We start from the raw sequence: 24,256 nt of genomic DNA on the forward strand, positions 1-24,256 counted from the left end.
TTAAAATATAATTTGTTCTTATAGGAGTGTTTCTTGGATAAAATGTCTAAGATACCAGTAATCTCAGAACACATTGAAATTACTCCAGATGGGCGTAAACCACGCATTGCTGGACACCGAATTAGAGTGCAAGATATTGTTATTTGGCACGAACGGATGGGGCTTTCGCCTGACGAAATCGTTTATCATTATCCCAGTATCACTTTAGCTGATGTTTATGCTGCTCTAGCTTATTACCACGATCATCTAGATGAGATCAGGCAAGAAATTGCAGAAGGAGAAGCCTTTGTCAGAGAAATACAGGCTAAAACTCCTTCGATTCTGCAAGAGAAACTAAAGAATCGAAATGACACAAAAAATTCGATTCCACCTAGATGAGAATGTAAGTAATGCTATAGCAGATGGCTTACGTCGTCGTGGTATTGATGTGACGACTACATCAGGAACAGGACTGATAGCTGCATCAGATGAAGAACAGCTTTATTTTGCAATGTCTCAGAATCGGGTAATTTTCACCCATGATGATGACTTTGTGATACTTCATCATGGTGGCTTTATTATGCACGCAGGAATTATTTACTGCGCTCAGAACCGTCACTCAATTGGGGAAATATTGAAAAGTTTAATTTTAATCTGGGAAGTTCTTGACCCAGAAGAAATGAGCTATCAACTTGAATTTATTTGAAAGGTTTTATTTGTTTTTAAATTCTACAAATTCGTCTTCTATTTGAGTTAAATCAACCGTCGTTATTACTATTGTTAATGTATTTAAAGTAACCAAGGCAATAAATTAACGATTTTTCTGCAAAATTACCATAATATAAACGAAGAATTGCTTAGGAATGTAGTAAGTTCCCTCAATTAACTTTGTATTTGCTGCATAGCGATCGCTATGCTTAACAGAAAAAATAATATAGCTTCTTTGAAACTTTATTCAAACAATTTCTGTCTATCTAAATAATCAGAACTTTCACTCTAGTGGTTAATTTTAAGTATACCCAATACTGTGTTTTTACTAGCACATACTCGTTATTCTAAAAGTTCAGTTATAACAAGCCCTAATCAATTAAATATTTCCGAGAAAGGTGTAAATAATGACTTATATCCTGCGATCGCCCAAAAAAGCTTGGCAATTTTGAAATTTTGGCACAAAAACTACTGCATATTTCACCCCAATAAGCCTGAATGAATAAATATAGGATGAATGAGGCGTCAACTATGAATCGAATTCGTGACGTTGTACAAAAAGCTTTAGCAACTGGCTATTTGACAGTGGAAGCTGAAAATCAACTACGACAACTGTTGACTACCCGTTATGACTTGGAAGATTTTAATGCTTTCATGACTTTGCAGGAAGCTGCGATGACTGGTAAGGTCAAGCAGGAGTCTAGAGAGCGGTGTGGCATCAAGTAGAGACGTAGCCCACTACATATTACCGACGAGAGCGTTTATCATCATCCTCAAAATCATCATCATCATCATTAAAAAATTCCCAATCATCATCATCGGCTTGATTGGTAGTTGGGGGCTGATAAGGGGGGATGATTACACGGTAATCAGCATCGTAAATTGATTCAGTTTTTCCCGCAGCCGTATTTTTTGGCTCACGGTAACTGTAGGAGTAAACTGAACCAGACTGAGAGCTACTTTTGGCTTCTGATTGACGTTCATAAGTTTTAGAGTCTTTAGTAGGTTGAGCTTGAGGATTAGAAGTAGGCGCTTCCTCCGACTTTTCATCAAAGTCCCAATCATCATTACTGCCATTTGTCTCCCAATCATCAAATACATCACTAGTAGGCTCTTCCTTTTTACTAGCTGGTGGTGGAGAACTGGTAGGACGAGATGTAGGTTCTTCTCTCCGGTTTGCCTTGGCGCGAGGTGAAGTTGCGCTTCGGCGGTCAGGAGTTTGGCGTTGTCCTCCCCCAAAATAATTGGATAAGTTAAACAAGGTAGCAATCAATATAGATGTGAAAGCACCAGTGGTAGTACTGAACAAAATCCATATCGCTAGTGGTAATGGTTGAGTTCGCACGCCCAAAAATACTAGCGATAGGGCAGGTGAGAAATTTTGGACTAACAACAGCGTTAGCCCTCCCAGTACTGCCACCAATAGAATTAAGCGAATTACAGCCATAGCAATTTTGTCAGTTGTCAGTTATCAGTTGTCAGTTGTCAGTGGTCAGTTATCAGTCTGATTACTCTTCACTAATTACTGTTCACTGACTACTGACACTATCAGCCATCTCTATCATTACCTTTTTAGGACTATTGTGAAATTTACAATAAATCCGTTCAGGGCGTTAGCGACGACCTTGCCACCGCTGAATTGGAATGCAGTCAATATCCAGTTGATCTAAAGCACGGGCAACTACAAAATCAACTAAATCCTCGATGGTTTGGGGATTATGATACCAGGCGGGAATAGCGGGGACAATTCTCACTCCAACTTCTGCTAGAGAGGTCAAGTTACGGAGGTGAATGAGGCTAAAAGGCGTTTCACGAGGAACAATGACCAGCTTTCGCCCTTCTTTGAGTTGGACATCCGCTGCCCGTTCTAGTAAATCGGAACTCAAGCCAGCCGCTAGCTTTGCTACTGTACTCATGCTGCATGGAATGATCATCATCCCCAGAGTGGCAAAGGAACCACTGGCAATCCCGGCTCCAACGTCACCCCAAGGATGGCAGCGGAGTTTACCCGAAAGTGCAACTCCAGCTTGCTCTCGCCAAAATTGTTCTTGCCCGGTTGGTTCTGGTGGCATCCGAATTTCCTGTTCTGACTGCCAAACCATGTAAGTAGATTTAGAGGCAACCAATTCAATACTATAATCCGCTTCTAGCAAAAATTTGATCGCGCGAACAGCGTAAATCAGACCAGATGCGCCCGATACGCCTAAAATTAGAGGCTTGGTGTTGTTTGACACGTACTATCTACTTTATATTACTCATCCTCAGAGTAGGGATCTATCTCATCAGACTCCATATCATTTGGTAAGTATAGGTCTGAAAATTCGTCACGAGAATCATTGCCAGTTAAACCTTTGGCGACACCATCGCTACCTACTGTTACCAAATCAATTTGCTGACGGTAGTAATCGACACTTTTAACTTGCACGGCGACGCGATCGCCTAGTCTATAAGAAGCGCGATTTTTGCGACCAAACAGTGCTTGTTGTCTGGCGCGATATTCATACCAATCGTCTTTGAGAGAACTGACGTGTACCAATCCTTCTACCCGCAAAGGCACACCAGGATTACTGCTGGATTCTACCTCAGCGGCTGGTACTTCAATTTCCACAAAGAAACCGTAGGATTGAACACCAGTAATCACACCTTGAAATACCTGACCGATGCGTTGCTTCATCAGTTGGGCTTTTTGCAGTCCGGCTAAATCGGCTTCGGCCTCTTGGACTTCTTTTTCTCGGTCGTTGATTTGGACAATTACCCTAGTTAAATCGCTTTGCAGTTCTTGTTGCAACTCTGGGGGTAAAACGTTCCAATTAATTTCCTCGTGGCTGGAAGAGTGGCGCAGGTTAACTCGCTCTCTCACACGGGTATTGCGGCGATCGCGTCCGTTTTCGAGTAGCGAGTAATACACTCTCTGCATCAGCAAATCTGGGTAACGCCGCAAAGGAGCGCTAAAGTGGACATATTGCGGTAGTGCCAGACCAAAGTGAGAACCTTTAGTGGTGCTGTATGCCGACGGCTTCAGGGTATCTTGCAATAAGTAAGTAAGAACTTGCTCAGAGGGAGATTCCGCGAAAGCTGTGGTCAAATGTTGATAATCTAAAGGTTGGATATCGACTTCTGGATCAAGGGTGAGGTCAACGCCTAAATTGACTGCCAATTTCAGCATTTCTTGGACATCTTCAACATCAGGTGTGCCCTGGACTCGCCAAATAGCGGGAACACCAAGAGCATTTAAGTGAGTTGCGATCAGTTGATTAACTAGCAGCACCAACTCCGTGAGTAGCGATCGCACTGGTAAATCATTCACCACCACAGCGCCGAGAATCCCCTCATCATAATAGGCGTTTTGGCTGGGCGGTAAATTCAACTGGAGGCTACCACGAGTCAAGCGTACCTGTTTCACGGCTGTTTGCAAGGCTTGGAGGTCTTGCAGGATTTGGAAAACCTGTGATGATTTATCTTGCGCTTCACCTGTGAGAATTGCTTGAGCTTGTTCTGTACTTAGTGCAGTCTCTACGTTAATTACACTGGGTTGAATTTCCCACTCCAGCACTTGTCCCGATTGGGGATCAATTGTAATTAAAAAAGAGATGGTTAAGCGATCGCTCCCAGGTACTAAAGAACAGCGTTCTGCCACAGTTGGGGGCAAAATTGGCAGTACTAATTCTCCCAGATACACTGATTTACCCCGTTTGAGTGCTTCTCTATCTAGAGGTTCATCAGGTTGGACATAGTGAGAAACATCGGTAATATGAACGCCCAAAAGCCAATTTCCGGCTAAGTTTTTTTCTAAACTAAAAGCGTTTTCTATAACTTTTGTATCGCCATTTACCCCTTCAATGGTGAAGGTAAATAAATTACGTAAATCCAGCCGATTTTTCAGGTCTGCTTTGAGTAGCTTTTTGGGCAACTTAGCAGCTGCTTCTAGGACATGATCGGGAAAAGTCCGGGAAAGATCGTGTTTGCACGTAACTAAATCTATATCAGCAGCAGCTTCGGCATCACTGCCGAGGACTTGCACCACTCGACCAAGGGGAGGATATTGTGCCAACGGGTAACGCAAGACTTCCACATGAACAAGGTGATCGATCGCTTCTTCCAACTTCGCTTCGTTGGGTTGGATTTTGAGTTCAAACAGCAATCGATCATCTAAAGGCACAGCCCGGAAACCAGTTTCCACCTGCTTAATTCGTGCCAGTAACGTGTGGTTGGAACGTTCTAGAATCAGCTTCACTTCACCTTCAGGAGAGCGACGGCGACTGCCTTCTTTGAGAACTCTGACCAAAACGCGATCGCCATTCCAAGCATTACTCAAATGACTTTCGCGGATGTAAATATCCTCAGCTCCTTCCACATCTTGAATAGCAAAGCAAAACCCTTTACTAGAACACCGGAGCTTTGCCTCGATTATTCCCTCTTCGGAGACACGGCGGTACTTGCCGCGTTCTTTTACTAAAATACCGATTTTTTCGAGAACATCTAAGGCAATGTGAAGTTTTTGTAAGCTTTTTTCATCTTCACAGCCAAGTTTCTTTTCTAAAACCTTCCGAGCTACCAATTTATCATCGGTGAAATTGGCAAGGAGTGTAGCGATTGAAAATTCCATGCAGTGAACCGACCTTTGGTCAAAACATCATTGGTTGTTTAATCTGGTTCTTTCCTGTATACCCTCACGGCTTACAGAAACAAGCTGGAAACGAATTGCCCAGAGGCAAGGCTTCCTAAGTTCTAAGGAAAGGAAGCCCAACCCAGCCTTGTGGGAAACTACTCCAGCAGTTCCGAGCAAAGGAAGCCTACCCACGGATAACTCTGGGTATCTACGAACTTCTCACTGCACGATGCTCTCAGAATTCGCCTGTGTTAAAGTCCCTTCACCTAACCAAACTTAAGATCGCACGCCTGATTAAAATTTAGCCCCGCTAGGTAATTACGCGACGGGTTTTTGAGAAGTTGGGTTTAGAGAATCCATACTGCCCAAAAGCGCTATGCAGGGTAGCCACTGCGACCTTCTCCCTTGGCGTTAGCCTCTCCCTTTGGGAGAAGGGGAGACGCTAAAAGCGATAGCGCAGCGTTAGCGAGTCTGCGAGCGTCTGGGGCCTCCCCAAGTGGAGGAGGCAGTGCGGTCTTGGGGTCTCCCCAAGTGGAGCAGCTGCCGTCAAGTGGCGTGGAAACTACAGGTGTTCGATTGTCTAGAGTGAAGGTAATTTTACGCCATTAGAATCTGATTTTTAACTAGGAGGAACTGCCGGTGAACCCAATTTTCCCACATGTAGAATCGGTAACAATTAGGTGAGCAGCTTAATGAGCAGTTAGGGCGAACCTTATCTTCATTATTGTAGATTTAGAGCACACTTCCAGAAAATAGTTCTAGATATCGAGTTGGGTAATCAGTATAGCATTGCAAGCAAGACTACCCAGATAAGTTAGCACTAGCCAAAAATTTCGTCAAAAAAGAGCTACTGCTACAATTGGAACACGAGACAAAGCAAAAATATTACTTTAAAAGGGACTGGGGATTGGGTATTAGGGATTGGGTATTAGGGATTGGGATTAAAATAATTCTTTCCCAGTAACCAGTCCCCAGTCCCCAGTCCCCAGTCCCCAGTCCCTAGTCCCCAACAGATTTAAATTGGTAGCAGTATTATGTTGGCTCAATTCCAGAGCTTGTATCCCAAGGGCAGTATTATTTCTGAATTAATCCAAATTTTTCAAGGAAAATATATTGTCCGGGCAAGCGTGCAAATAGAAGGCGTAACCCGTGCTACGGGTATGGCAGCAGCAGAAACAGTAGAAGCAGCAGAAGACCAAGCCAGAACCAGGGCACTGATAGTTTTGGGTATTACAAATGCGCCACCTGAATCAGTGGCATTTACCTCAAATCCAATTTCCCCGGAACAGCTAAACCCTTCCTTAAATACCAAAAATCGATTAAATGAATCTGCCTATTCCTCTGCAAAAGATGGGGATTTTGTTGGTAGTCATTGGTCAGTGGTCAGCGACAAAGAAATATCTATGCCGCCCTCCAGAGTCCGGAACATTAAACCAGAAGTAGTAACAAATAAAAATGAACAGTACGGTGACACCAATGCTGTTCCCCTACCAACTGAGACAGGAAGTGCAAGTACAAGCGATACCTATAGCCAGGATTTCGGTCAAAGCTTTCCTGTAACTGCTAACCAGGAGCTAGAATTTGCTCCTCCAGTTGAAAACTTGGAAATAACCTCTGATAACCAGATGGAAAATCAAACCTTTCCAGGAATTTCTGCCAATAATGTCACACCATTTACGCCTCGGAGTTATAGCCCTCAAGAGGATGTCGTCACCCCGTCAGTGACAGGAAAGAGAAAGAAAAAAGCTGAACCCGTGGATTTATCGGATGTAATCGCTAAAACAGATGTCGAACTTCAGCGTTTAGGCTGGACACCAGAACAAGGACGGGAGCATCTGATTAAAACCTACGGCAAGCGGGGGCGGACTTTGCTGACTGAAGAAGAATTGCATGGATTCCTCAAATTCCTCCAATCTGAGCCAGACCCAATAGCGGGATTTTGATTTGTCATTTGTCATTGGTCATTAGTCATTTGTAAGGGCTAATGACTAATAACATAGGCTTTTGAAACAATAACGAAGCTATGGAACCTGTGAATTTTGCTGAACTACTTGCTAAAACAGATATCGAAATACAGCGATTAGGCTGGACAACAGAGCAGGGACGGGAGCATCTTATTAAAACTTATGGGAAGCGATCGCGTACTTTGCTGACTCATGAGAAATTGCATGAATTCCTGCAATACCTTGTATCTCAACCTACACCAACATTACACGAAGTTCTAATTGCTAAAATTAATTTTGAAATCGAACGTTTATGGTGGACAGAAGAGGAGGCATGGGAACATCTCAAAAAAACTTATGGGAAGCGATCGCGTACTTTACTGACAGAAGTAGAATTATTAGACTTCTTCCAATACCTTGTATCTCTACCTACAGTAGAACCCCCCACGGATTTTGATGCGGAATATGAAGAGTTCCAAGATTTCTCTACATACTCAGAAGAATCAGACAATGTAATTACTAGAATATCTTCTGAGGATTTATCTGAGATATTGGATAAAACCGATGTACAAATGCAGCGTTTAGGCTGGACAACAGAACAAGGACGGGAGCATCTGATTAAAACCTATGGTAAGCGCTCGCGTTTTTTGCTTACAGAAGTCGAATTATTAGACTTCCTCCAATATCTCCAATCTCAGCCAGACCCACTAGTTTGATGGATGAATAAGTTCGTAGTAAGGACTTTAGTCCTTGGTTTGAGCGCTAAAGCGCTCACTACGAACCAAGCAAACTTGACTTGACAGACTACTAGCGGAATTTTAGTTAGTCATTTTTGCAAATCGGTATTAGGTACTTGAGTAGACTACCCATTGTAAAAATAACCCCTTTTCATACCTGAAGAGGGGTTATTTTTAGGGTTTAAGAGAATTAAAAATGGTAAATCACCATTTAGCAATCGGGACTATTAATTAAGAACAGCAACTGCTGGGCGGCTACCAGCGGCGTGACGGTCAATCACTTGGTCAATTAAACCGTATTCCCTAGCTTCCTCTGGTGACATAAAGAAGTCACGTTCAGTATCTTCAGCAATGCGCTCAATTGGTTGACCTGTATGGTCGGCTAAATAGTCATTTAGCCGCTTCTTATGGTACAAAATTTCCCGCGCCTGAATTTCAATATCAGTCGCCTGTCCTTGAGCGCCACCGAGAGGTTGATGAATCATAATCCGAGAATGAGGTAAACTCATCCGCTTACCCTTAGCACCCGCGCTGAGAAGGAAAGCGCCCATACTCGCCGCCAATCCGGTACAAATTGTACAGACATCAGGGCGAATGTGTTTCATAGTGTCAAAAATGCCCATACCAGCCGTCACCGAACCACCGGGAGAATTGATGTACATATAAATGTCTTTCTCCGAGTCTTCGGCATCCAAATACAGCAGTTGGGCAACAATCAAGTTAGCAATGTTGTTGTCAACTTGTTGTCCCAAAAAGATGATGCGCTCACGCAACAGCCGTGAGTAGATGTCAAAGGCGCGTTCGCCTCGACCCGATTGTTCAATAACGATAGGAATCATGGAAGCGTGTTTGTGGCTACTTTAAATACATTTTATCGGTGTCAGCACGAAACTGGGGTTTATCTCTACTGTTCTCAGGCAGATAAATTAAACCTTTCTCGTTTTCCCTTCTCTAATAAGGTAGCAAAAGTTGCTTTTGCAATAAATTTAACTTCTAAGGGCACTTTTTAGCGGCAAAAGGTGTCTAAGAGAATGTCTTCGTTTAGAAAAGAAAAAATCAAAAAACTTCAGTTGTCGCCCTAAAATGTCTTGGCTTTTGTTACACAACCTTGGCTATGTGGTGATTGTACCAATAACAAAATCAGATTTTCTTGGGGAATTATGTTAAATATTCAATAACATTTTCAACTTTTTTTTAGAATTTACCTCAGCAAATATCAGATTATTTTTGTTAGATTCAGTAAGTCGATAGTAAAAATTGTATTCAGAATCACTAGTCATACTTGAAATGCTATCCACCCAGAGATATGTACCATGTGGGAAAAACTTGTACAAGCTGCCATCATCACCTTCTTGCTCCACCTGATAGCAGGACTTAGCCCAAATACTTTAATTCAGACAAAGACAGCATCACCTGTACCAGAAACGCCACCAAATATCGTTAGCTTGCTATTGCGATCGTTTCAGTAAAATATTTTACAAAATACACAATCAAAGACATGCAGTGCTACCTCTTACCCAAGGGGTAATTCGCTCGTAGGATTTCTTGCGTATGTACATAGCCGTCTAGGCTAACAATCCTGGGAAAAGGGTAGACTGAGCAAAGAAGGCAACTACTTGCATTTGATCATGACTAATCGTCTTGCTGAAGCTAAGAGCCTCTATCTCCGCAAACACGCCGAAAACCCGATTGATTGGTGGTCTTGGTGTGACGAAGCACTTGCAACTGCAAGGGCGCAAAATAAACCGATTTTTCTCTCCATTGGCTACTCTAGTTGCCATTGGTGTACTGTCATGGAAGGCGAAGCTTTTTCTGATATTGCGATCGCTGACTACATGAATACTAATTATCTTCCCATCAAAGTAGATAGAGAAGAAAGACCTGACCTCGATAGCATCTACATGCAGGCTTTGCAGATGATGAGTGGTCAAGGGGGTTGGCCTTTAAACGTATTTCTTTCCCCAGAAGATTTAGTGCCTTTTTACGCTGGTACTTATTTCCCTGTAGACCCGCGCTATGGTCGTCCTGGATTTTTACAGGTGTTGCAAGCACTTCGCCGTTATTACGATACTGAAAAAGCAGAATTGCAGCAACGCAAAGCTTTAATTATTGAGTCGCTGCTCACGTCTGCGGTGTTGCAAGATGGTACAACCGATGAGCTTGAAGACCGAGAATTACTCCGCCAAGGTTGGGAAACCAGCACAGGTGTAATTACTCCTAGCCAATCTGGTAATAGCTTTCCGATGATTCCCTATGCTGAATTGGCATTGCGGGGAACTCGATTTAATTTTGAATCTCAGTATGATAGCAAGCAAGTTTGTACCCAGCGCGGATTAGACTTAGCGCTGGGAGGTATTTATGACCATGTGGGCGGTGGGTTTCATCGCTATACTGTTGACTCTACTTGGACAGTACCGCATTTTGAAAAGATGCTCTACGACAATGGACAGATTGTGGAGTATATAGCTTCTTTATGGAGTGCAGGAGTACAAGAACCAGCCTTTGAGAGAGCAGTTGCTGGTACTGTACAATGGCTGAAGCGGGAAATGACCGCACCTGAAGGTTACTTCTATGCTGCTCAAGATGCCGACAGCTTCATTGATCCCACGGCAGTAGAACCAGAAGAAGGAGCCTTTTACGTCTGGAGTTACAGCGAATTACAACAACTGTTAACACCTGAAGAATTAACGGAATTACAACAACAATTTACTGTTACCCCTAACGGCAACTTTGAAGGACGTAACGTTTTACAAAGAAGGAATTCAGGTCAATTGAGTGCAACGCTGGAAACGGCACTGAACAAGCTGTTTACCGCTCGTTATGGCGTTAGTTCTGAGTCGCTAGAAACTTTTCCCCCGGCTTGTAACAACCAGGAAGCAAAAACCACTAACTGGCCAGGTCGCATTCCCTCGGTGACAGATACGAAGATGATTGTCGCCTGGAATAGCTTGATGATTTCTGGGCTGGCGAGGGCTGCTGGGGTTTTCCAAGAACCGTTATATCTGGAATTAGCAGCACGAGGAGCGAATTTTATCTTGGAAAATCAGTTTGTCGATGGGCGTTTTCAACGACTCAACTATCAAGGAGAACCAACCGTTTTAGCGCAGTCTGAAGATTACGCCTTGTTTATTAAAGCTCTGCTAGATTTACAAGCTTCCAACCCTGAGCATAAGCAATGGTTAGAAAAAGCGATCGCTATTCAAGATGAATTCAACGAATTTCTCTGGAGTGTAGAATTAGGTGGTTACTATAATACATCTAGTGATTCTAGTCAAGATTTAATTGTACGGGAGCGCAGTTACGTTGATAATGCTACACCATCAGCGAATGGAATTGCGATCGCTAATCTTGTTCGCCTCGCCCTACTCACTGATAATCTAGATTATTTGGATTTAGCAGAACTTGGTTTGAAAGCTTTTCGGAGTGTGATGCATCGCGCTCCCCAAGCCTGCCCCAGTTTGTTTACAGCTTTGGATTGGTATCGTAATTCTACCTTAATTCGCAGCACCACTGAGCAGATCAACTCTCTGATCCCCAAGTTTTTGCCAACGGCTGTGTTTGCAATAACATCTGATTTTCCAGAGGGAAGCGTTGGGTTAGTTTGCCAAGGTTTGAAGTGCCTTGCACCAGCCGAAAGTGTAGAACATTTATTGCAGCAAGTAGAGAAAAGTCAGGTGAGGGCGTGAAATCGCTCTCAAGAAGAGATTAAATACTCAATATTCTCATTGAGATGCCCAACCGCCAAGGGTTATAAACCCCTGGCTAATAGCTTAAGTCCTCTAAAAGAGGACTTAATCAGTCCATTTCAACTCAAGTGGACTGAAACTCTTTGTTAGTCTTCTTTAGAAGACTTTCGCTATTAGCCTTAGAATTCATTCTGAGGCGGTCGTTGGGATTGATGCAAGATGTCAGTTTCAATGCACTTTAGATATTAGCCAGCGATTTGAATCGCTGGCGAGTGATGCACACAAGTGCAAGATATATTTCTACTCTATATTTTTTTGACGAATGACTATTAACTCATGTCGCAAATTAACCGCCATTGTATTAGCTGGGGGTAAGAGTTCTCGGATGGGTCAAGATAAAGCCCTGATTCCCATTCAAGGAGTGCCGTTGTTGCAGCGAGTTTATAGCATTGCTCAAAGTTGTGCTGATGTTGTTTATATAGTCACTCCCTGGCCAGAACGCTATCAAGATTTGCTTTTGCCTGATTGTCAGTTTATTCGGGAAGTACCTTTATCTGGAGAATCTCTCGCCCACGGCCCTCTAGTTGGGTTTGCCCAAGGGCTAGCCGAAGTCAAAACAGAATGGGTGCTGCTGCTGGCTTGCGATTTGCCGAGGTTGCGGGTTGAAATTTTGCAAGATTGGGTAACTAGACTTGATAGGGTGGGACATGATAAAATCGCAGCTTTAGCTCATAATCCTAAAGGTTGGGAACCTCTGTGTGGTTTCTATCGCCGTAGCTGTTTGCCACAACTTTTAGAGTTTATCAACCAAGGGGGGCGATCGTTTCAACAGTGGCTTCGGCAATATCCTGTAGAAGTTTTGCCCTTAGCAGAACCCGAAATGCTGTTTAACTGTAATACACCAGAGGACTTGACTTTAAGTTAATTCTGAGTAAAAAATGCTAGTCTTTAACGATTAGTTCGCTTTTGTATCATTCACTATGCCTATCTACGGGCCCGATGCGATTAATTTTGACGGCGTAAATGGTCATCGCTATTGGTTTCACGAGCCTTTTTCTTATACTGGGGTAGCTGATATTGATGAACGATTAAGCGGTTTTCCGGTTGCTGTTTTTTTACCACATAATCGGTCTTCACAAGATACGCCTTTGGTGATTGGCTTGCAAGGAATGACCGCGCCCTATAGCTGGAACGGCTTCATCGTATCGACGCTGACCCAAATGGGTATAGCTGTAGCTTTATTCGATACACCCTTGGCTGGTGAGCGCAGCTTGGTACGTACCTTCACAGCGATCGCAGACCATGAGATTAAACCTTTAATTGACAGGGGTATCTCATTTGATACTGAGTTACTTTTGTGCTTATTTCGCACAACTGCGACTGATATTGCTAGAGTCCGTGACTTTTGTGGCGATCGCTATGCCCTCGGTAATCGATTGGCATTATTCGGTGTCAGTATGGGAGTTTTGCAAGCCGCTTATGCCTTTACTGCTGATGGTATCGGGGAACGGTTATTGGGTGCGATCGGTCATGCTGATCTCCAGTCTTTTGCCAAAAGTTGGGGTTACTTGGTTTTGCCAGATTTAGCAGCTTCACCCTTGGGTGGAGTCGCAGAAGCAGTGCTGGATCGAGTGCAACCGAATCTAAAACCTGTAGTTAAGCTTTTACAATTAGCTAAAAATCTGAAATACCCTGATGAGTATGCTCAGGCGTGCAACCCTATGACTTATATTGAGCGGGTAAAGCCTCCTCGTCGGGTTCGCTTTTTAGTGGGCGCTAGCGATCGCATTGTCAACATTAAAGATGCTCGTGCTTGCGCTAGGCGCTTTGCTGATGGTGACTGTTATGTTGTTCCTGGGATGGGACATGGAACCCACAATTGGGGCCCATCATTTGTAGATCATGTGCGCTATTTCCTGACGACACAATTGGGTGATTGGCGAAATTGACCCTTTGCTATTTACCGAGTGCGGCAAAATTTGCGATCGTTATCATTCTGAGGATATTGCCAAGAATAGGCAAAATGGCTAACTCCCTTCAGTTGGGGAGCAAATTTACGAAGTGCTTGCATTTGCGCTTCTAGTGATGGACGATTACTAATCGATTCTCCCCATTTGCCGGCTAAAGCTGGAATCACTTGAGTACCAGGTTTTGTCATACTCAAAACCCGTTGCACTTGCGCCACAATACAACTAACATTATTGCAATTCCCATAAGCCATAGGATGCCATTCTAATGTAGTCGGGAAGCGATCCCAAGGTTGTAAGCGGGAATCATACCCTTGTCCTACAGTTTGGTTGCCATCAGGGAAAAACACGACTCCCGCGGAAATACCTTGCTGTTTTGCTGGGTAACTGGCTATGGTGACAAAATCTAGAATTCCTTGCATGGCGTGGGCAACGGCGAGCTGCCACAATTCCCATTGCAAAAGTGGCTGTCTATCGGTTACAGGCAGGATTGATTTTTGCCCTGGTTGGATAATGCGTCCTTGCCATAGGGGTTCCCCTTCCTGGGGATAAAGTTTATCGACTTGAGTTATATCTCCACCAGTGACATATCCCTTACTTAAAAAGCGCCGAATCAAGTCTAGCCCTTTGTAATTCTGTGCCCGTTTAAACAAAGCTTCTTGAATTGCAGGACTAAATAGCCATAAATCTGAAACTTTGGTAGCGATGGAATCACTTCCTGCTTGTCGGGGATAGCGCACGTAATCTAATAGCAAGCCATCTGGGCGACGGCGTAAAACTTCCTGTACTAGTTGGTAGTAGTCGCGTTTTGCTTGTGTGTTGTAGGGGTCGATAAATAGTTGAGAACCGTTATCTACCACATATAAACTCGTTTGACCTTTGCCATTACGAGCGATCGCATCTTCTCTATCTCGGCGTTGGGCGTAAGTATAGCCGAAATTGGTGGTAAACATCCAGGCGTAGACTTTCAAACCGCGTTGCCGACCTTTTGTAATTGCTGTAGCGAGTAAATCGACGTTTTCTGCTCCTGGAGTGCGAATCACAGAAGGCCAAGCCGTCGGGTTAGCTGTTGCTGGCAATAATACCTGCCCGTCGTAAAATACTTCTAAATAAACTTGGTTATAGCCACGGTTGACAATTCGATCCATAATCTGATCAATTATTCCTGGCTGAATATCACAGGGATACAAGCGCAACCACAGAGCTTGGATTTGCGGCCAATTCCGAGTGCGGCACTTCTGTAATTCCTGTGCCTGTTTTTTTACTAAGTTTTGGTAGCGGGTTTGGGCATCTTGCTTGCCTTTGAGGGCTAATAAACGTAAGTTTTCTTTTTCTTGCGCCGCCGCTGATGATAGCTGACAATACTGGCTTACTTGCGCCCTTGCTGGTTCGCTTCCCAAGTTTGGGAACAACGAACTACTAGTGAAAACAATAGCGAATAGACGCCGCCAAAATAATGTTGATTTTGCAACGTTCAAGGGATGGTTAGACATATCTAGCAGTAGATGGACACAATAATCATCGACCCCAACTCAGATAATTGTGGGCAACGTGTATCGAATTATATAGTTAAGCAGTAAGGGTATTAAAACCTATTTTTTCAAGACTGCCAAAGGACTATTTGTGTTGCCGCATTTTTTTATAAATACATAAATATAGAGTCCAGTATAAAAAACCTGAATATACATTGAGTTTAGTCTGCTATTCGGTAGATTTTGCTTTGACCTCAGTTAGTAAAAATCTGTCAACACCAGTAGGATTGAGTATGTTTCTTATACCATTCTTACCCCAGAAGGAATTTTAATATGTATCGTCGTTGGTTCTTATCTGCTTTAGCACTTTTGATGAGTATATTTTTAGCTGCCTGTACTACAGTAACCACTCAGCAGCCAGAAATAAAAGTCACAAACCCTACTGGGACGACAAACACAAATTCTCAGCCAAAAGGGTCAGCCAAAAGAGTTGTTGCTCTTTCTTCTCTTTCTGCTGACATTATCTCTCGACTTGATAAAACAAAAATTGTCGGAATGACTGGTAGCAAATTATTTAATAATGACTCAAGATTCAAAGATATTCCCCGTGTTAGTGAAGGGCAAAGTCCGCCAAATTTAGAGAAAGTGGTAGCCCTAAAACCAGATTTAGTGATTGGTGCGGAAGGTTTTTCTAACATCCCAATTCAAAAACTTCAGCAGCTAGGAATTCCGACTTTTCTCACTAAGGTGAACAACTGGGAATCTCTAGAAGAACTTACTAAAACACTTGCTAAATCAATTGATGCTGATCCTCAGCCTTTGTTAAATCGTTATAAAACTTTCTTGCCAGAAAAGCCAACTCAAGGTTTTTCTACTTTAGCACTGGTTAGTCGTCAACCAATTTTAGCACCGAATAAAAATAGTTGGGCAGGGGATTTGCTGGCGAAATTTCAGGCGAAAAATATAGCAGCAGATTTACAAGGAAAAAGCCCAATTGGTGGCTATGTGACGCTTTCGGCTGAGAAAGTTTTAGAAGCAAATCCAGAGGTGATAATTTTGGTCAATCCCCCGCAAGGAAATTCGGAAGCTGGGCTTTTAGATTCGCTGAAGAAGGAAGCTTTTTGGCAACAACTGCAAGCAACCAAAAATAACCGAGTCTATGTGTTTGATTATTATGGACTGGTGAATCCAGGTAGTATAGATGCAATTGAAAAGGCATGTCAGCAGCTTAAGCAAGCGTTGTTTGCACCACAGGGAACTTAGCTCAACTAACCTAATTATGAGTAGGGGAGGCAGCAGCCCTCTTAATAGGCATTCCCAGTCAGAGACTGGGAACGAGGAAAGAAATATAAAATTGATTGTGCTTTTAATCCTTTGCAGAACTAATTGGTTTTTGAGCAAAGGGGATATTTTTTTTACCTTCAGGAGAAGCACCTCCAAGGCTACGAAAATACAGCCCTCCAATGGTGAGTAAAAACGTAACATATCCCACTGCTTGCACAAGATAGAGATTGTCTCTATAACCAAATAAAGATTTGAGGATAATGCCAGGAAACTTTTCGTCAGGCAAGATTGTGGAAGTATTTGCAACCATTGGCCCCAAAATACAGGAGTGGACTTTTGTAAAATGTTCGTAATAGAAACAAAGGTTTTCTGTAGCGCGACTGCTAAGGGCAAGGTTAGCTACTGCTTCGTCAAAATGTTTCAAGGCTGAAACTACCAACCCAGCGACAATTAACACTAATAAAACGCCCATTACCTGGAAAAACTGGCGGATGTTAATTTTGACACCCCATTTAAATAGCAGCACTCCAATGGCAGATGCTGTTATCAAACCACCAATAGCACCCAAAGCAGGCATTAATCCCTGTTGAAAATTAGCAGCAACGAACAGAACAGTTTCAAAGCCTTCGCGGACAACAGCAACTAGAATTAAAATAAAAACACCCCAACCAGCATTTGAGTTTTGTGTCAGTGCTTGTGTAACTGCTCCCTCAACTGTAGCTTTCATGAATCTGGCTTGTTTAGTCATCCAGATTAGCATCCAACTGAGCATTGCGATCGCTAACACACTAAACACACCTTCCAATGCTGGCTCAACTACGGTGGTGTATTGAGGATTCGCTGCTCCCAGTACTTGAATTATCCAACTGAATAGCACCCCTATTAAGGCACTGACGACAATACCAACGCCGACACCAGCGTATACCCAAGAATTGAGTCGGGATTGTTTAGCTTTTTTCAGCAAAGCTAGCACAATACCAACAACAAGAGCAGCTTCCACTCCTTCTCGGAGCGTTATTACAAAAGTAGGTAGAGCAGTACTAAAATCCATCTTTTATCCTTTGTCTTTTCTCCTTTGCCATTAGTCATTTGCCAATAACCAATAGATATCTCCAGGAATTAATGATGCTTTATACATTAACCGTTGTAGAGACGTAGCAATGCTACGTCTCTACTTTTTCACAGATGTCTAATGACCAATGACTAATGACTATTAACTAAAATCACGTAGCATCTTTTTCAGTTCGAGATTATGCATCTCTTCTTGACCAATCATACCGCGAGCGAATTCTTCAAGATAAATGCTGGCATTGGTAACAGTTTCAAGCAGATTTTTATACAGATCCAATGCCTTTTTTTCGTGGGATAAGCTTTCTTCCAAGATATCCTTTACTTTATGCTGGTAGGTTTCTTCCATTGGGGCAATCTTCAGGGAGGGATGCCCATCTAAACCGGTGAGAATTTCCCCCACTTGTTCGGCATGAAGTAAAGATTCACTTGCCTGTGCTTTGAAAAAGGCCACAATTGGAATACGGTTAGGGCCTGTCACCATCAAAGAATAATGTGTATAACGCACTACCCCTGCTAGTTCAAATTCCATGATGGCGTTCAGCAGGTCAATAGTCTTTTTATGGTCAAGTTCTTGCATCAGTTGTTAGTTCAAGTAACGGATGGAGTGTAATGAGTTAGGAGTTCGTAATTCGTAACTTCTAACGATTTCATTATTTTAAACTCTTTACTTTATGCTTCCCATTAAATCAAAATGTTATCGCTGTGCTTGGGTATTGGATTTATTAACCACTTTTTGAGAGTTTTCCTCAATGGTTTTCACCAGCTTGGTAACATCATTAGGTGTTTTGACTGCTTTTGCTGGTGGGATGGCGGCGGGCCAAACTTTTATTAGTTCAGCGAAACTAGTCTCGATCGCTTTGTGTGCTTCGGGATCTGCTTGAGTTACTTGACTAGAAATGCCTTTGTATAAATCATTGGCGTAAACGACAAAACCACGAGAGTCTTGATACTCAATTGGCGCAGTTATTTTACCATTTGCGATCGCAGCGCCATATTCGGAGTTCGCTGCATCTAGCAATTCGTTAATTACCTGTAGCACAAATCCTGGTTTTGAGCGTTGAGCTTCTGGCAAAGCTGCGATCGCACCATCAACTGCTTGCACTGAAGAAGTAAAATTAGTTTTAACTTTGCTATCCTTCGGACTAGATTTCACTAAATCTTGCAAACTTACCAATGTTGTCTTAAATTCTTTGACTTTGCGCTCATCTAATTGTTCTTCTACATCAACGTAAATCTCTTCAACTGGATGTCCAATATGAGGTTCTGCCTGTTTCGGCTGATTCTGATCCAGCAGTTCTTGTGCTACCAAAAGATGCCCTTTCATTAAGCCTAATTTAGACATATAGTCAACATCTTTTGCCTCACCTGTAAGTACCACTTCTTGAACACCAACCTGGTCTTTAATTTGGTCGAACTGTTCTTGAGTAATTACTTTTTTAGTAACTAAATCTTCTGGGCTGCCATAGGGACGAGCTGCCTGGATTTTGTTCGATAAAGCCGGAACGCCTAGTTTAGCTTCAAACTTATCCAATTCTGACAATATAGCAGTGTTAATGTTAATTTTGTCTTTGCCACCGTGACCACTATGGCTGTTATTACTTGCTGCCTCTGTAGCTTGAGGGCTAGCAACTGGTGCTGATGGATTTTCTGCGGTTGGTGTACTACTACAGGAACTTAAGGTAACTATTACGGCTGCTGCTGCTGTTAAACAGATATAACGAAGTTTTATCATCTTTGCTCCTCGCACAATTAAAAAGGTATTAATTAGAACATGTCAAACTATTGCTATAAGCTGTTTGTTTGACACATTGTCATAGACCTTACTGTTGCATATAATGATATTTTTTATCAACTAATTAGCTGAACTTTAATAAATTAATTACAAATTATCTAGTTAAGACTGGTTAACAGCATTTTGAGACTTACTCTGGGCAAGTACTTCAAATTGACCCATACAACCGTTTTCTGCGATCGCATCCTGATGCGGATGGAACATATACTTACCCGGATAGCGAAAAGCAAATTCTAAGATGTGCCTTTCTGCTACGCCCATCGTAATCACATCAGTTTTCTCACTAGGAGTCATACTCATGCCAGAGCGATAAACATCAAAGAAGTTGGCGTGGAGGTGAAACGTCACAGCCGGATCGTATTCAATGATGTTGAGGACATACAGCCGAATCAACTGATCTTTGTAAATGCGAATGGGATGATGCATGTAATAGTGGGGCAGACCATTGAAGGCGTAATAATCATTATGGCTATCATCATTCACGTCATACCCACCCATCACTAGTACAATTTCATCAGCCGGGGGACGGGGAGTTGGTGGATCGATGATAAACATTCCATACAGTCCCTTAGCAATGTGGCGAGTGACTGGTTCAATATGGCAGTGGTATAAGTGAACACCATAGGGTTCAGCATCAAATTCATAAATTGTGGCTTTGCCGTTGCTAATTGGGCGAACACCATCCATTTCCGCCGGATGAACACCATGAAAATGCAAAGAATGAGAATGTCCTGCATTGTTGAGAAATAGTACACGGATGCGATCGCCCTGTTTTGCCCGTAGCGTTGGCCCTGGTATGCGACCGTTTAAATCCCAGATGTTGTAAGAGACAGCACTATTGAGTTTTATTATGGAAGTACCCGCAGTTAATTGAAATTCCCGAATAGTCCGCCCATTTTCTTGCTTCACTGTTCCATAATCAAAATCCCTTAACATCTTCATCGGGTTAGTCGCGTCGTCAGGTGCTTCTATATCAAATGGTGGCACTTTGACTATTGACTGACTTTGTAGATTTAGCATCTGCAAAAGTGCAGCTGCACCGGTTACTCCAGCACCTGCTAGTCCCAGCTTTATTAATTGACGGCGGCTCCACGGTTTTCCATTACCCAGAGCGAAGTTGTTGGGCATGACATTTAGTTACGGTTAGCGCCAAAAAGAATTGCAAAAGATTTTCAATTGCTTTTAAATACTAGAGGAATTAATAATTATTGTCAATAATTTTTCAGTGCTTTAAAACTGCTATGGCAATCCAAAATCATTCGTGAAAAAAATCTGTTGCCTACCTCCACGAATAATTTCACAATCTCATTTAGGAAGGATCGCTATACTTAAGTTGTTAAATTTAGAACAAGCGAGAATCAGTCTCGGAAAACTCTAGCCAAATTTTATTAACTTTAACAGTATTGATCTATTAATTTATGTATAAATAATATCCACAAAAATATAACTGTTTCATACTTTTCCTTGATATGCTTATGCTTTAGCAGTATAAACAGTGAGTATAATAGCATCTTGGATATGGAGGTAAGCAGGTAACTGTAGGTAATCTGTGGCGTATTTAATTGGCTTAGAGATGACAAAAATCGCATTTCAAGGAGTTTTGCATGTTTGGCAACTTGGCGATTTTTCATTAATGTGGATCTATTATTTTCGTGCTATTGGGGTTGGAAATGCTGTCACTCAAAACAATGTGTCATTCTTTTGTTATTTGTATGGACTCTGTATGTAGATATCTTCATTGCAATCAAGCCGATGTTGAAAGGATAGTATAGTATTCACTAAGGTCAAATTACACAATACATTTGATATACACTTGTCAAGTACAAAGTTGATCGTATATCTTTTTGCAATCAACCGGCATCACGCCCTTTGATTGGTGAATTACCCAAATTAATTATAAGAGGACAAAAATGACTGCTTTTACCCGCATTTCAGTATTGCAGAAGACCGCAGGTATTACCTTATCCAAACCTGTGCAGATAACGCTCTATATGATGCTATCTTCTTTGGTTATCTGGACTGTCTTGTTCTCCACCTATCCTGCGGCTCATAACACAGCACACTCAGCACGTCACCACGCTTTAGGCGTTGCATGTCACTAAATTATCATAATTCCAAGCTGTTTTAGGTGGACTAGACAATGCTTTAACACCTAACAAAGTTATCAAGAAAGGATTCAGGAGTCAGGAGCCAGAATTTCCAAGCTGAATTCTGTACAATTAGTGGATTAATAAACGGCGTTTTTGCACTCCAACCAAATTATAGATTTGGTCATCTTTAATTACAGGGATGTTGCAATCCCCCACTCTTTTATTCTGACTTCTGAATTCTGATTTCTTAATTCTTCTTAAACGTGCATTTTTATGAAAAAATATCGGCTTTTTGGAGTTATTAGTGCTGTTTGCATCACTTTGTCAATTCTTTATTCCTTAGTAGGGAATTCCCAAATTCCTAGTTCTAGGGTATTACTCTCCACCAACCCACCTTTAGAAAATATTCTTCCCTTTGAAGCAGGAACAGAAAAAGAGCAATCTCCTGTTACCCTGACACTACAAGCTGTTGATGCTGCGGGTAAGTCGTTAGAAAATGCCAAAATTAGCTTACAAATTCTCACGCCTAATCCGAATCCTTGGTTAACAACAGATTTTCCCATTGTTGAGGGAACAAAATTGTTGCAAATGAATGTTGCTGCACCCGATGGTAAGCTAGAAATTCAGCAGATGTTTCCTATCCGTGGTAACTACCAACTGCGGATGAATGTGTCACCTTTAGTAGCAAATACTTTTGATCCCTATGAACAAACCTTAAATTTCAATGTCCGAGAAAATCCAATCAAATATAAATATTTTGCTGTTATTGCAGCTATTTTACTATCAGTTGGATTGTTGGGTGGTTGGGTTATTGGCGGACAACAAGAACTGCAACAAGGGGAAATTGCACCCCAGTCAGTGCGCCTTTTATTAAGTACCTTGACAGTGATAGCTATAGTAGCCCTATTAGTTATCAACATTAGTGCAGAAGTTGCCGAAGCTCATGGTAGTGGGCACAACTCAAGCATTACCGAAGTTATCGCACCATCATCTCAAAAATCTCAGGGATTAGAAATTAGCCTTGAGGGAGATCAAAATGCGACTGTCGGAAAACTTGCAAATTTAGCGCTACAGGTTAAGGATACCGCTACAGGACAACCGATTAAAGATGTAGCGTTGCAGGTAAAAGCGATCGCTCTTGAAGATAATTTAACAGTCTTTGCCTACAAAGGACTTACCGACCAAGAAGGTAAGTTAACATGGCTTGAACAATTTTTTGATGGTGCGCCTCATAAAATCGAGGTAGAAACAATTCCTAACCCCGGATCTAACCGTCAATTTCCACCGATGAAAGTAGCGCAAGAAGTTGAAGTGGAAGCGATCGCACCACCAATTTATATCCGATTGATTGGTTTATTCTACTTTACAGCATTTGTCGGCATTGGTATGGCGATCGGATTGCTAATACAACATCGACGAACACCACAAGCAAGGGCGAATTAGTATTCTTAGAGCTTGATTAAAGATTCTTACGAATACAAAGATGTGGATTAATAAATCAAAATAGTTGTGGTAAAATCGCACTATTTTTCTGTTAATGGTTTATATAAATTAACGTGAGTCTCCGTTGGAGACTCACGTTAATTTACAGGTAGAATTTTATTATTTCCCAAATCATAAAATCAAAATTTACTAAGAAATTAAAAAAGTAATGCTGACAAAAATTGCTGTTGAAAAAATTCTTGACCATGCCTTGATGGGATACGACTTATCTCCCGAAGAGGGAGTGGTATTATTACAACAAACTGACCCAGAGGCGATCGCAGCAATACGTACTACATCCGACACACTCCGCCACACTCAAGCAGGCGATACGGTTACATACGTAATTAATCGTAATATCAACTTTACTAACATTTGTGAGCAGCACTGTAGTTTTTGTGCTTTCCGTCGAGATGATGGTGATGCGGGTGCATACTGGTTAGATTCGGCGCAAATTTTGGAAAAGGCAACAGATGCAGTGCAACGGGGCGCGACAGAAATCTGTATGCAGGGGGGATTAAATCCACAAGCACAGATAAATGGTAAATCTTTGCCCTACTACCTCAAAGTCGTAGAAACGATTAAACAGGAATTTCCCCACATACATTTACATGCTTTTTCCCCGCAAGAAGTGGAATTTATCGCCAGACTTGACGGACTGGAATATGCTGATGTGATTGCTGCTTTGCGTGACGCTGGTGTTGGCTCAATGCCGGGAACAGCAGCAGAAGTATTGGACGATGAAGTAAGGCGGATACTGTGTCCAGAGAAGATTAACACAGCCACTTGGCTAGAAATTGTTAGCACTGCTCACAAATTAGGCTTGCATACCACCAGCACGATGTTATCTGGGCATATTGAAACCCATGAACAGCAAATCGGGCATTTAGAAAAATTGCGATCGCTCCAAAAAACTGCCATCAATCAGGGATATCCAGCACGGATCACAGAATTTATTTTATTACCCTTCGTTGGGCAAGAAGCGCCCAAACCCTTACGTCGCCGTGTCGGCCGCGATCAACCAGTTTTAACAGATGCACTGCTGCTAGGGGCTGTGGCACGGATTTATTTAGGTAATTGGATTCCTAACCATCAGCAGAGTTGGGTAAAATTGGGGCTTAGTGGTGCGACAGAAGCCTTAGTTTGGGGTTGCAACGATATTGGTGGCACATTGATGGAGGAGCATATCACCACAATGGCAGGTGCTTTGGGTGGTACATGTATGGAAGTGGAAACCTTGGAAACTGCGATCGCTTCTTTAGGGCGACCTTACCAACAACGCAATACTCTTTATCAAGAAATTAAGGCAGGCAATAGGCAATAGGCAATAGGCAATAGGCAATAGGCAATAGGCAATAGATTTTTTTCATGAATGATTTAGTTAACGTGAATTCGACAGACCTCTCCCTCCCAGCCTCCCTCTCCGAAGCGGAAAG

Annotated in this window: 21 protein-coding genes and 1 pseudogene; 13 read left to right on the top strand and 9 right to left on the bottom strand. The window is 42.3% G+C overall.

Annotated elements, in window-relative coordinates:
* The first annotated feature begins 42 nt into the window (after positions 1-42).
* The 3 genes from VB740_RS00290 to VB740_RS00300 all read left to right on the top strand — a co-directional run bounded on the left by VB740_RS00290 (position 43) and on the right by VB740_RS00300 (position 1,413).
* Positions 43-378, top strand: coding sequence for a DUF433 domain-containing protein (locus VB740_RS00290; RefSeq protein ID WP_323198113.1), 336 nt, complete (start codon positions 43-45; stop codon positions 376-378).
* Complete coding sequence (locus VB740_RS00295) at positions 347-685, top strand: DUF5615 family PIN-like protein (protein ID WP_323198114.1); 339 nt, start codon at positions 347-349, stop codon at positions 683-685. The genes VB740_RS00290 and VB740_RS00295 overlap by 32 nt, the downstream gene beginning before the upstream one ends.
* A 533-nt stretch (positions 686-1,218) precedes the next feature.
* Positions 1,219-1,413, top strand: a complete 195-nt coding sequence (locus VB740_RS00300; RefSeq protein WP_190895038.1) for a hypothetical protein — start codon at positions 1,219-1,221, stop codon at positions 1,411-1,413.
* 19 nt (positions 1,414-1,432) lie between these two features.
* Here VB740_RS00300 and VB740_RS00305 read toward each other — a convergent pair whose 3' ends face one another.
* The 3 genes from VB740_RS00305 to VB740_RS00315 form a co-directional block, all read right to left on the bottom strand.
* Entirely contained in the window at positions 1,433-2,134 is a 702-nt protein-coding gene (locus VB740_RS00305; RefSeq protein WP_323198115.1) for a LapA family protein, read from the bottom strand.
* A 166-nt stretch (positions 2,135-2,300) separates the two neighbouring features.
* Positions 2,301-2,921, bottom strand: coding sequence for a flavin prenyltransferase UbiX (locus VB740_RS00310; RefSeq protein WP_323198116.1), 621 nt, complete (start codon positions 2,919-2,921; stop codon positions 2,301-2,303).
* A 17-nt stretch (positions 2,922-2,938) separates the two neighbouring features.
* Positions 2,939-5,293: a ribonuclease R family protein gene (locus tag VB740_RS00315; protein WP_323198117.1), complete on the bottom strand. Its 2,355-nt coding sequence runs from the start codon at positions 5,291-5,293 to the stop codon at positions 2,939-2,941.
* Between the two features lie 1,037 nt (positions 5,294-6,330).
* Between VB740_RS00315 and VB740_RS00320 the strand changes: the two genes are divergently transcribed.
* Positions 6,331-7,239 carry a hypothetical protein gene (locus tag VB740_RS00320; RefSeq protein WP_323198118.1) on the top strand — a complete coding sequence of 303 codons (909 nt, stop codon included), beginning with the start codon at positions 6,331-6,333 and terminating at the stop codon, positions 7,237-7,239.
* 536 nt (positions 7,240-7,775) lie between these two features.
* Positions 7,776-7,955: pseudogene (locus tag VB740_RS00325) on the top strand (hypothetical protein); the annotation flags it as partial.
* 248 nt (positions 7,956-8,203) lie between these two features.
* Here VB740_RS00325 and clpP read toward each other — a convergent pair.
* On the bottom strand, positions 8,204-8,815 hold the full coding sequence (clpP, locus tag VB740_RS00330; protein WP_323198119.1) for an ATP-dependent Clp endopeptidase proteolytic subunit ClpP: 612 nt from the start codon (positions 8,813-8,815) through the stop codon (positions 8,204-8,206).
* Positions 8,816-9,289: 474 nt separating this feature from the next.
* Between clpP and VB740_RS00335 the strand changes: the two genes are divergently transcribed.
* From VB740_RS00335 to VB740_RS00350, 4 genes are all read left to right on the top strand, one after another.
* Positions 9,290-9,445: a hypothetical protein gene (locus VB740_RS00335; RefSeq protein ID WP_323198120.1), complete on the top strand. Its 156-nt coding sequence runs from the start codon at positions 9,290-9,292 to the stop codon at positions 9,443-9,445.
* A gap of 159 nt (positions 9,446-9,604) precedes the next feature.
* Entirely contained in the window at positions 9,605-11,662 is a 2,058-nt protein-coding gene (locus VB740_RS00340; protein ID WP_323198121.1) for a thioredoxin domain-containing protein, read from the top strand.
* Between the two features lie 322 nt (positions 11,663-11,984).
* Positions 11,985-12,587 carry a molybdenum cofactor guanylyltransferase gene (locus VB740_RS00345; RefSeq protein WP_323198122.1) on the top strand — a complete coding sequence of 201 codons (603 nt, stop codon included), beginning with the start codon at positions 11,985-11,987 and terminating at the stop codon, positions 12,585-12,587.
* Positions 12,588-12,642: 55 nt separating this feature from the next.
* A complete protein-coding gene (locus VB740_RS00350) occupies positions 12,643-13,611 on the top strand; it encodes an alpha/beta hydrolase (protein ID WP_323198123.1) in 969 nt (322 codons plus the stop codon).
* An 11-nt stretch (positions 13,612-13,622) separates the two neighbouring features.
* On the opposite strand, the gene VB740_RS00355 is transcribed toward VB740_RS00350, so the two are convergent.
* Positions 13,623-15,122 carry a family 10 glycosylhydrolase gene (locus VB740_RS00355; RefSeq protein ID WP_323198124.1) on the bottom strand — a complete coding sequence of 500 codons (1,500 nt, stop codon included), beginning with the start codon at positions 15,120-15,122 and terminating at the stop codon, positions 13,623-13,625.
* A gap of 312 nt (positions 15,123-15,434) precedes the next feature.
* Here VB740_RS00355 and VB740_RS00360 point away from each other — a divergent pair, with 312 nt between their 5' ends.
* Positions 15,435-16,364: an ABC transporter substrate-binding protein gene (locus VB740_RS00360; RefSeq protein WP_323198125.1), complete on the top strand. Its 930-nt coding sequence runs from the start codon at positions 15,435-15,437 to the stop codon at positions 16,362-16,364.
* A 103-nt stretch (positions 16,365-16,467) separates the two neighbouring features.
* On the opposite strand, the gene VB740_RS00365 is transcribed toward VB740_RS00360, so the two are convergent.
* From VB740_RS00365 to VB740_RS00380, 4 genes are all read right to left on the bottom strand, one after another.
* A complete protein-coding gene (locus tag VB740_RS00365) occupies positions 16,468-17,436 on the bottom strand; it encodes an FTR1 family protein (protein ID WP_323198126.1) in 969 nt (322 codons plus the stop codon).
* 162 nt (positions 17,437-17,598) lie between these two features.
* Positions 17,599-18,033: a ferritin-like domain-containing protein gene (locus tag VB740_RS00370; protein ID WP_190899961.1), complete on the bottom strand. Its 435-nt coding sequence runs from the start codon at positions 18,031-18,033 to the stop codon at positions 17,599-17,601.
* A gap of 117 nt (positions 18,034-18,150) precedes the next feature.
* Positions 18,151-19,188, bottom strand: coding sequence for a helix-hairpin-helix domain-containing protein (locus VB740_RS00375; RefSeq protein ID WP_323198127.1), 1,038 nt, complete (start codon positions 19,186-19,188; stop codon positions 18,151-18,153).
* A 162-nt stretch (positions 19,189-19,350) separates the two neighbouring features.
* Positions 19,351-20,376 (bottom strand): multicopper oxidase domain-containing protein, encoded by a 1,026-nt coding sequence (locus VB740_RS00380; protein ID WP_323198128.1) that lies wholly within the window; start codon positions 20,374-20,376, stop codon positions 19,351-19,353.
* An 866-nt stretch (positions 20,377-21,242) separates the two neighbouring features.
* Between VB740_RS00380 and VB740_RS00385 the strand changes: the two genes are divergently transcribed.
* From VB740_RS00385 to cofH, 3 genes are all read left to right on the top strand, one after another.
* A complete protein-coding gene (locus VB740_RS00385) occupies positions 21,243-21,350 on the top strand; it encodes a CbtB domain-containing protein (protein WP_323198134.1) in 108 nt (35 codons plus the stop codon).
* Positions 21,351-21,611: 261 nt separating this feature from the next.
* Positions 21,612-22,781 (top strand): hypothetical protein, encoded by a 1,170-nt coding sequence (locus VB740_RS00390; RefSeq protein ID WP_323198129.1) that lies wholly within the window; start codon positions 21,612-21,614, stop codon positions 22,779-22,781.
* 208 nt (positions 22,782-22,989) lie between these two features.
* On the top strand, positions 22,990-24,144 hold the full coding sequence (gene cofH, locus VB740_RS00395; protein WP_323198130.1) for a 7,8-didemethyl-8-hydroxy-5-deazariboflavin synthase subunit CofH: 1,155 nt from the start codon (positions 22,990-22,992) through the stop codon (positions 24,142-24,144).
* Positions 24,145-24,256 lie beyond the last annotated feature (112 nt).

This window comes from Nostoc sp. UHCC 0251, from assembly GCF_034932245.1.
Lineage (GTDB): Bacteria > Cyanobacteriota > Cyanobacteriia > Cyanobacteriales > Nostocaceae > Nostoc.

Excerpts from the sequence above, each read along its gene's own strand:
- VB740_RS00300 (WP_190895038.1), top strand. The coding sequence starts at position 1,219 with ATGAATCGAATTCGTGACGTTGTACAAAAAGCTTTAGCAACTGGCTAT.
- VB740_RS00315 (WP_323198117.1), bottom strand. The coding sequence starts at position 5,293 with ATGGAATTTTCAATCGCTACACTCCTTGCCAATTTCACCGATGATAAA.
- VB740_RS00345 (WP_323198122.1), top strand. The coding sequence starts at position 11,985 with ATGACTATTAACTCATGTCGCAAATTAACCGCCATTGTATTAGCTGGG.
- VB740_RS00390 (WP_323198129.1), top strand. The coding sequence starts at position 21,612 with ATGAAAAAATATCGGCTTTTTGGAGTTATTAGTGCTGTTTGCATCACT.
- VB740_RS00350 (WP_323198123.1), top strand. The coding sequence starts at position 12,643 with ATGCCTATCTACGGGCCCGATGCGATTAATTTTGACGGCGTAAATGGT.
- VB740_RS00295 (WP_323198114.1), top strand. The coding sequence starts at position 347 with ATGACACAAAAAATTCGATTCCACCTAGATGAGAATGTAAGTAATGCT.
- VB740_RS00355 (WP_323198124.1), bottom strand. The coding sequence starts at position 15,122 with ATGTCTAACCATCCCTTGAACGTTGCAAAATCAACATTATTTTGGCGG.
- VB740_RS00320 (WP_323198118.1), top strand. The coding sequence starts at position 6,331 with ATGTTGGCTCAATTCCAGAGCTTGTATCCCAAGGGCAGTATTATTTCT.
- VB740_RS00360 (WP_323198125.1), top strand. The coding sequence starts at position 15,435 with ATGTATCGTCGTTGGTTCTTATCTGCTTTAGCACTTTTGATGAGTATA.
- VB740_RS00385 (WP_323198134.1), top strand. The coding sequence starts at position 21,243 with ATGCTATCTTCTTTGGTTATCTGGACTGTCTTGTTCTCCACCTATCCT.
- VB740_RS00305 (WP_323198115.1), bottom strand. The coding sequence starts at position 2,134 with ATGGCTGTAATTCGCTTAATTCTATTGGTGGCAGTACTGGGAGGGCTA.
- cofH (WP_323198130.1), top strand. The coding sequence starts at position 22,990 with ATGCTGACAAAAATTGCTGTTGAAAAAATTCTTGACCATGCCTTGATG.
- VB740_RS00370 (WP_190899961.1), bottom strand. The coding sequence starts at position 18,033 with ATGCAAGAACTTGACCATAAAAAGACTATTGACCTGCTGAACGCCATC.
- VB740_RS00375 (WP_323198127.1), bottom strand. The coding sequence starts at position 19,188 with ATGATAAAACTTCGTTATATCTGTTTAACAGCAGCAGCAGCCGTAATA.
- VB740_RS00335 (WP_323198120.1), top strand. The coding sequence starts at position 9,290 with ATGTGGGAAAAACTTGTACAAGCTGCCATCATCACCTTCTTGCTCCAC.
- VB740_RS00380 (WP_323198128.1), bottom strand. The coding sequence starts at position 20,376 with ATGCCCAACAACTTCGCTCTGGGTAATGGAAAACCGTGGAGCCGCCGT.
- VB740_RS00340 (WP_323198121.1), top strand. The coding sequence starts at position 9,605 with ATGACTAATCGTCTTGCTGAAGCTAAGAGCCTCTATCTCCGCAAACAC.
- VB740_RS00365 (WP_323198126.1), bottom strand. The coding sequence starts at position 17,436 with ATGGATTTTAGTACTGCTCTACCTACTTTTGTAATAACGCTCCGAGAA.
- VB740_RS00290 (WP_323198113.1), top strand. The coding sequence starts at position 43 with ATGTCTAAGATACCAGTAATCTCAGAACACATTGAAATTACTCCAGAT.
- clpP (WP_323198119.1), bottom strand. The coding sequence starts at position 8,815 with ATGATTCCTATCGTTATTGAACAATCGGGTCGAGGCGAACGCGCCTTT.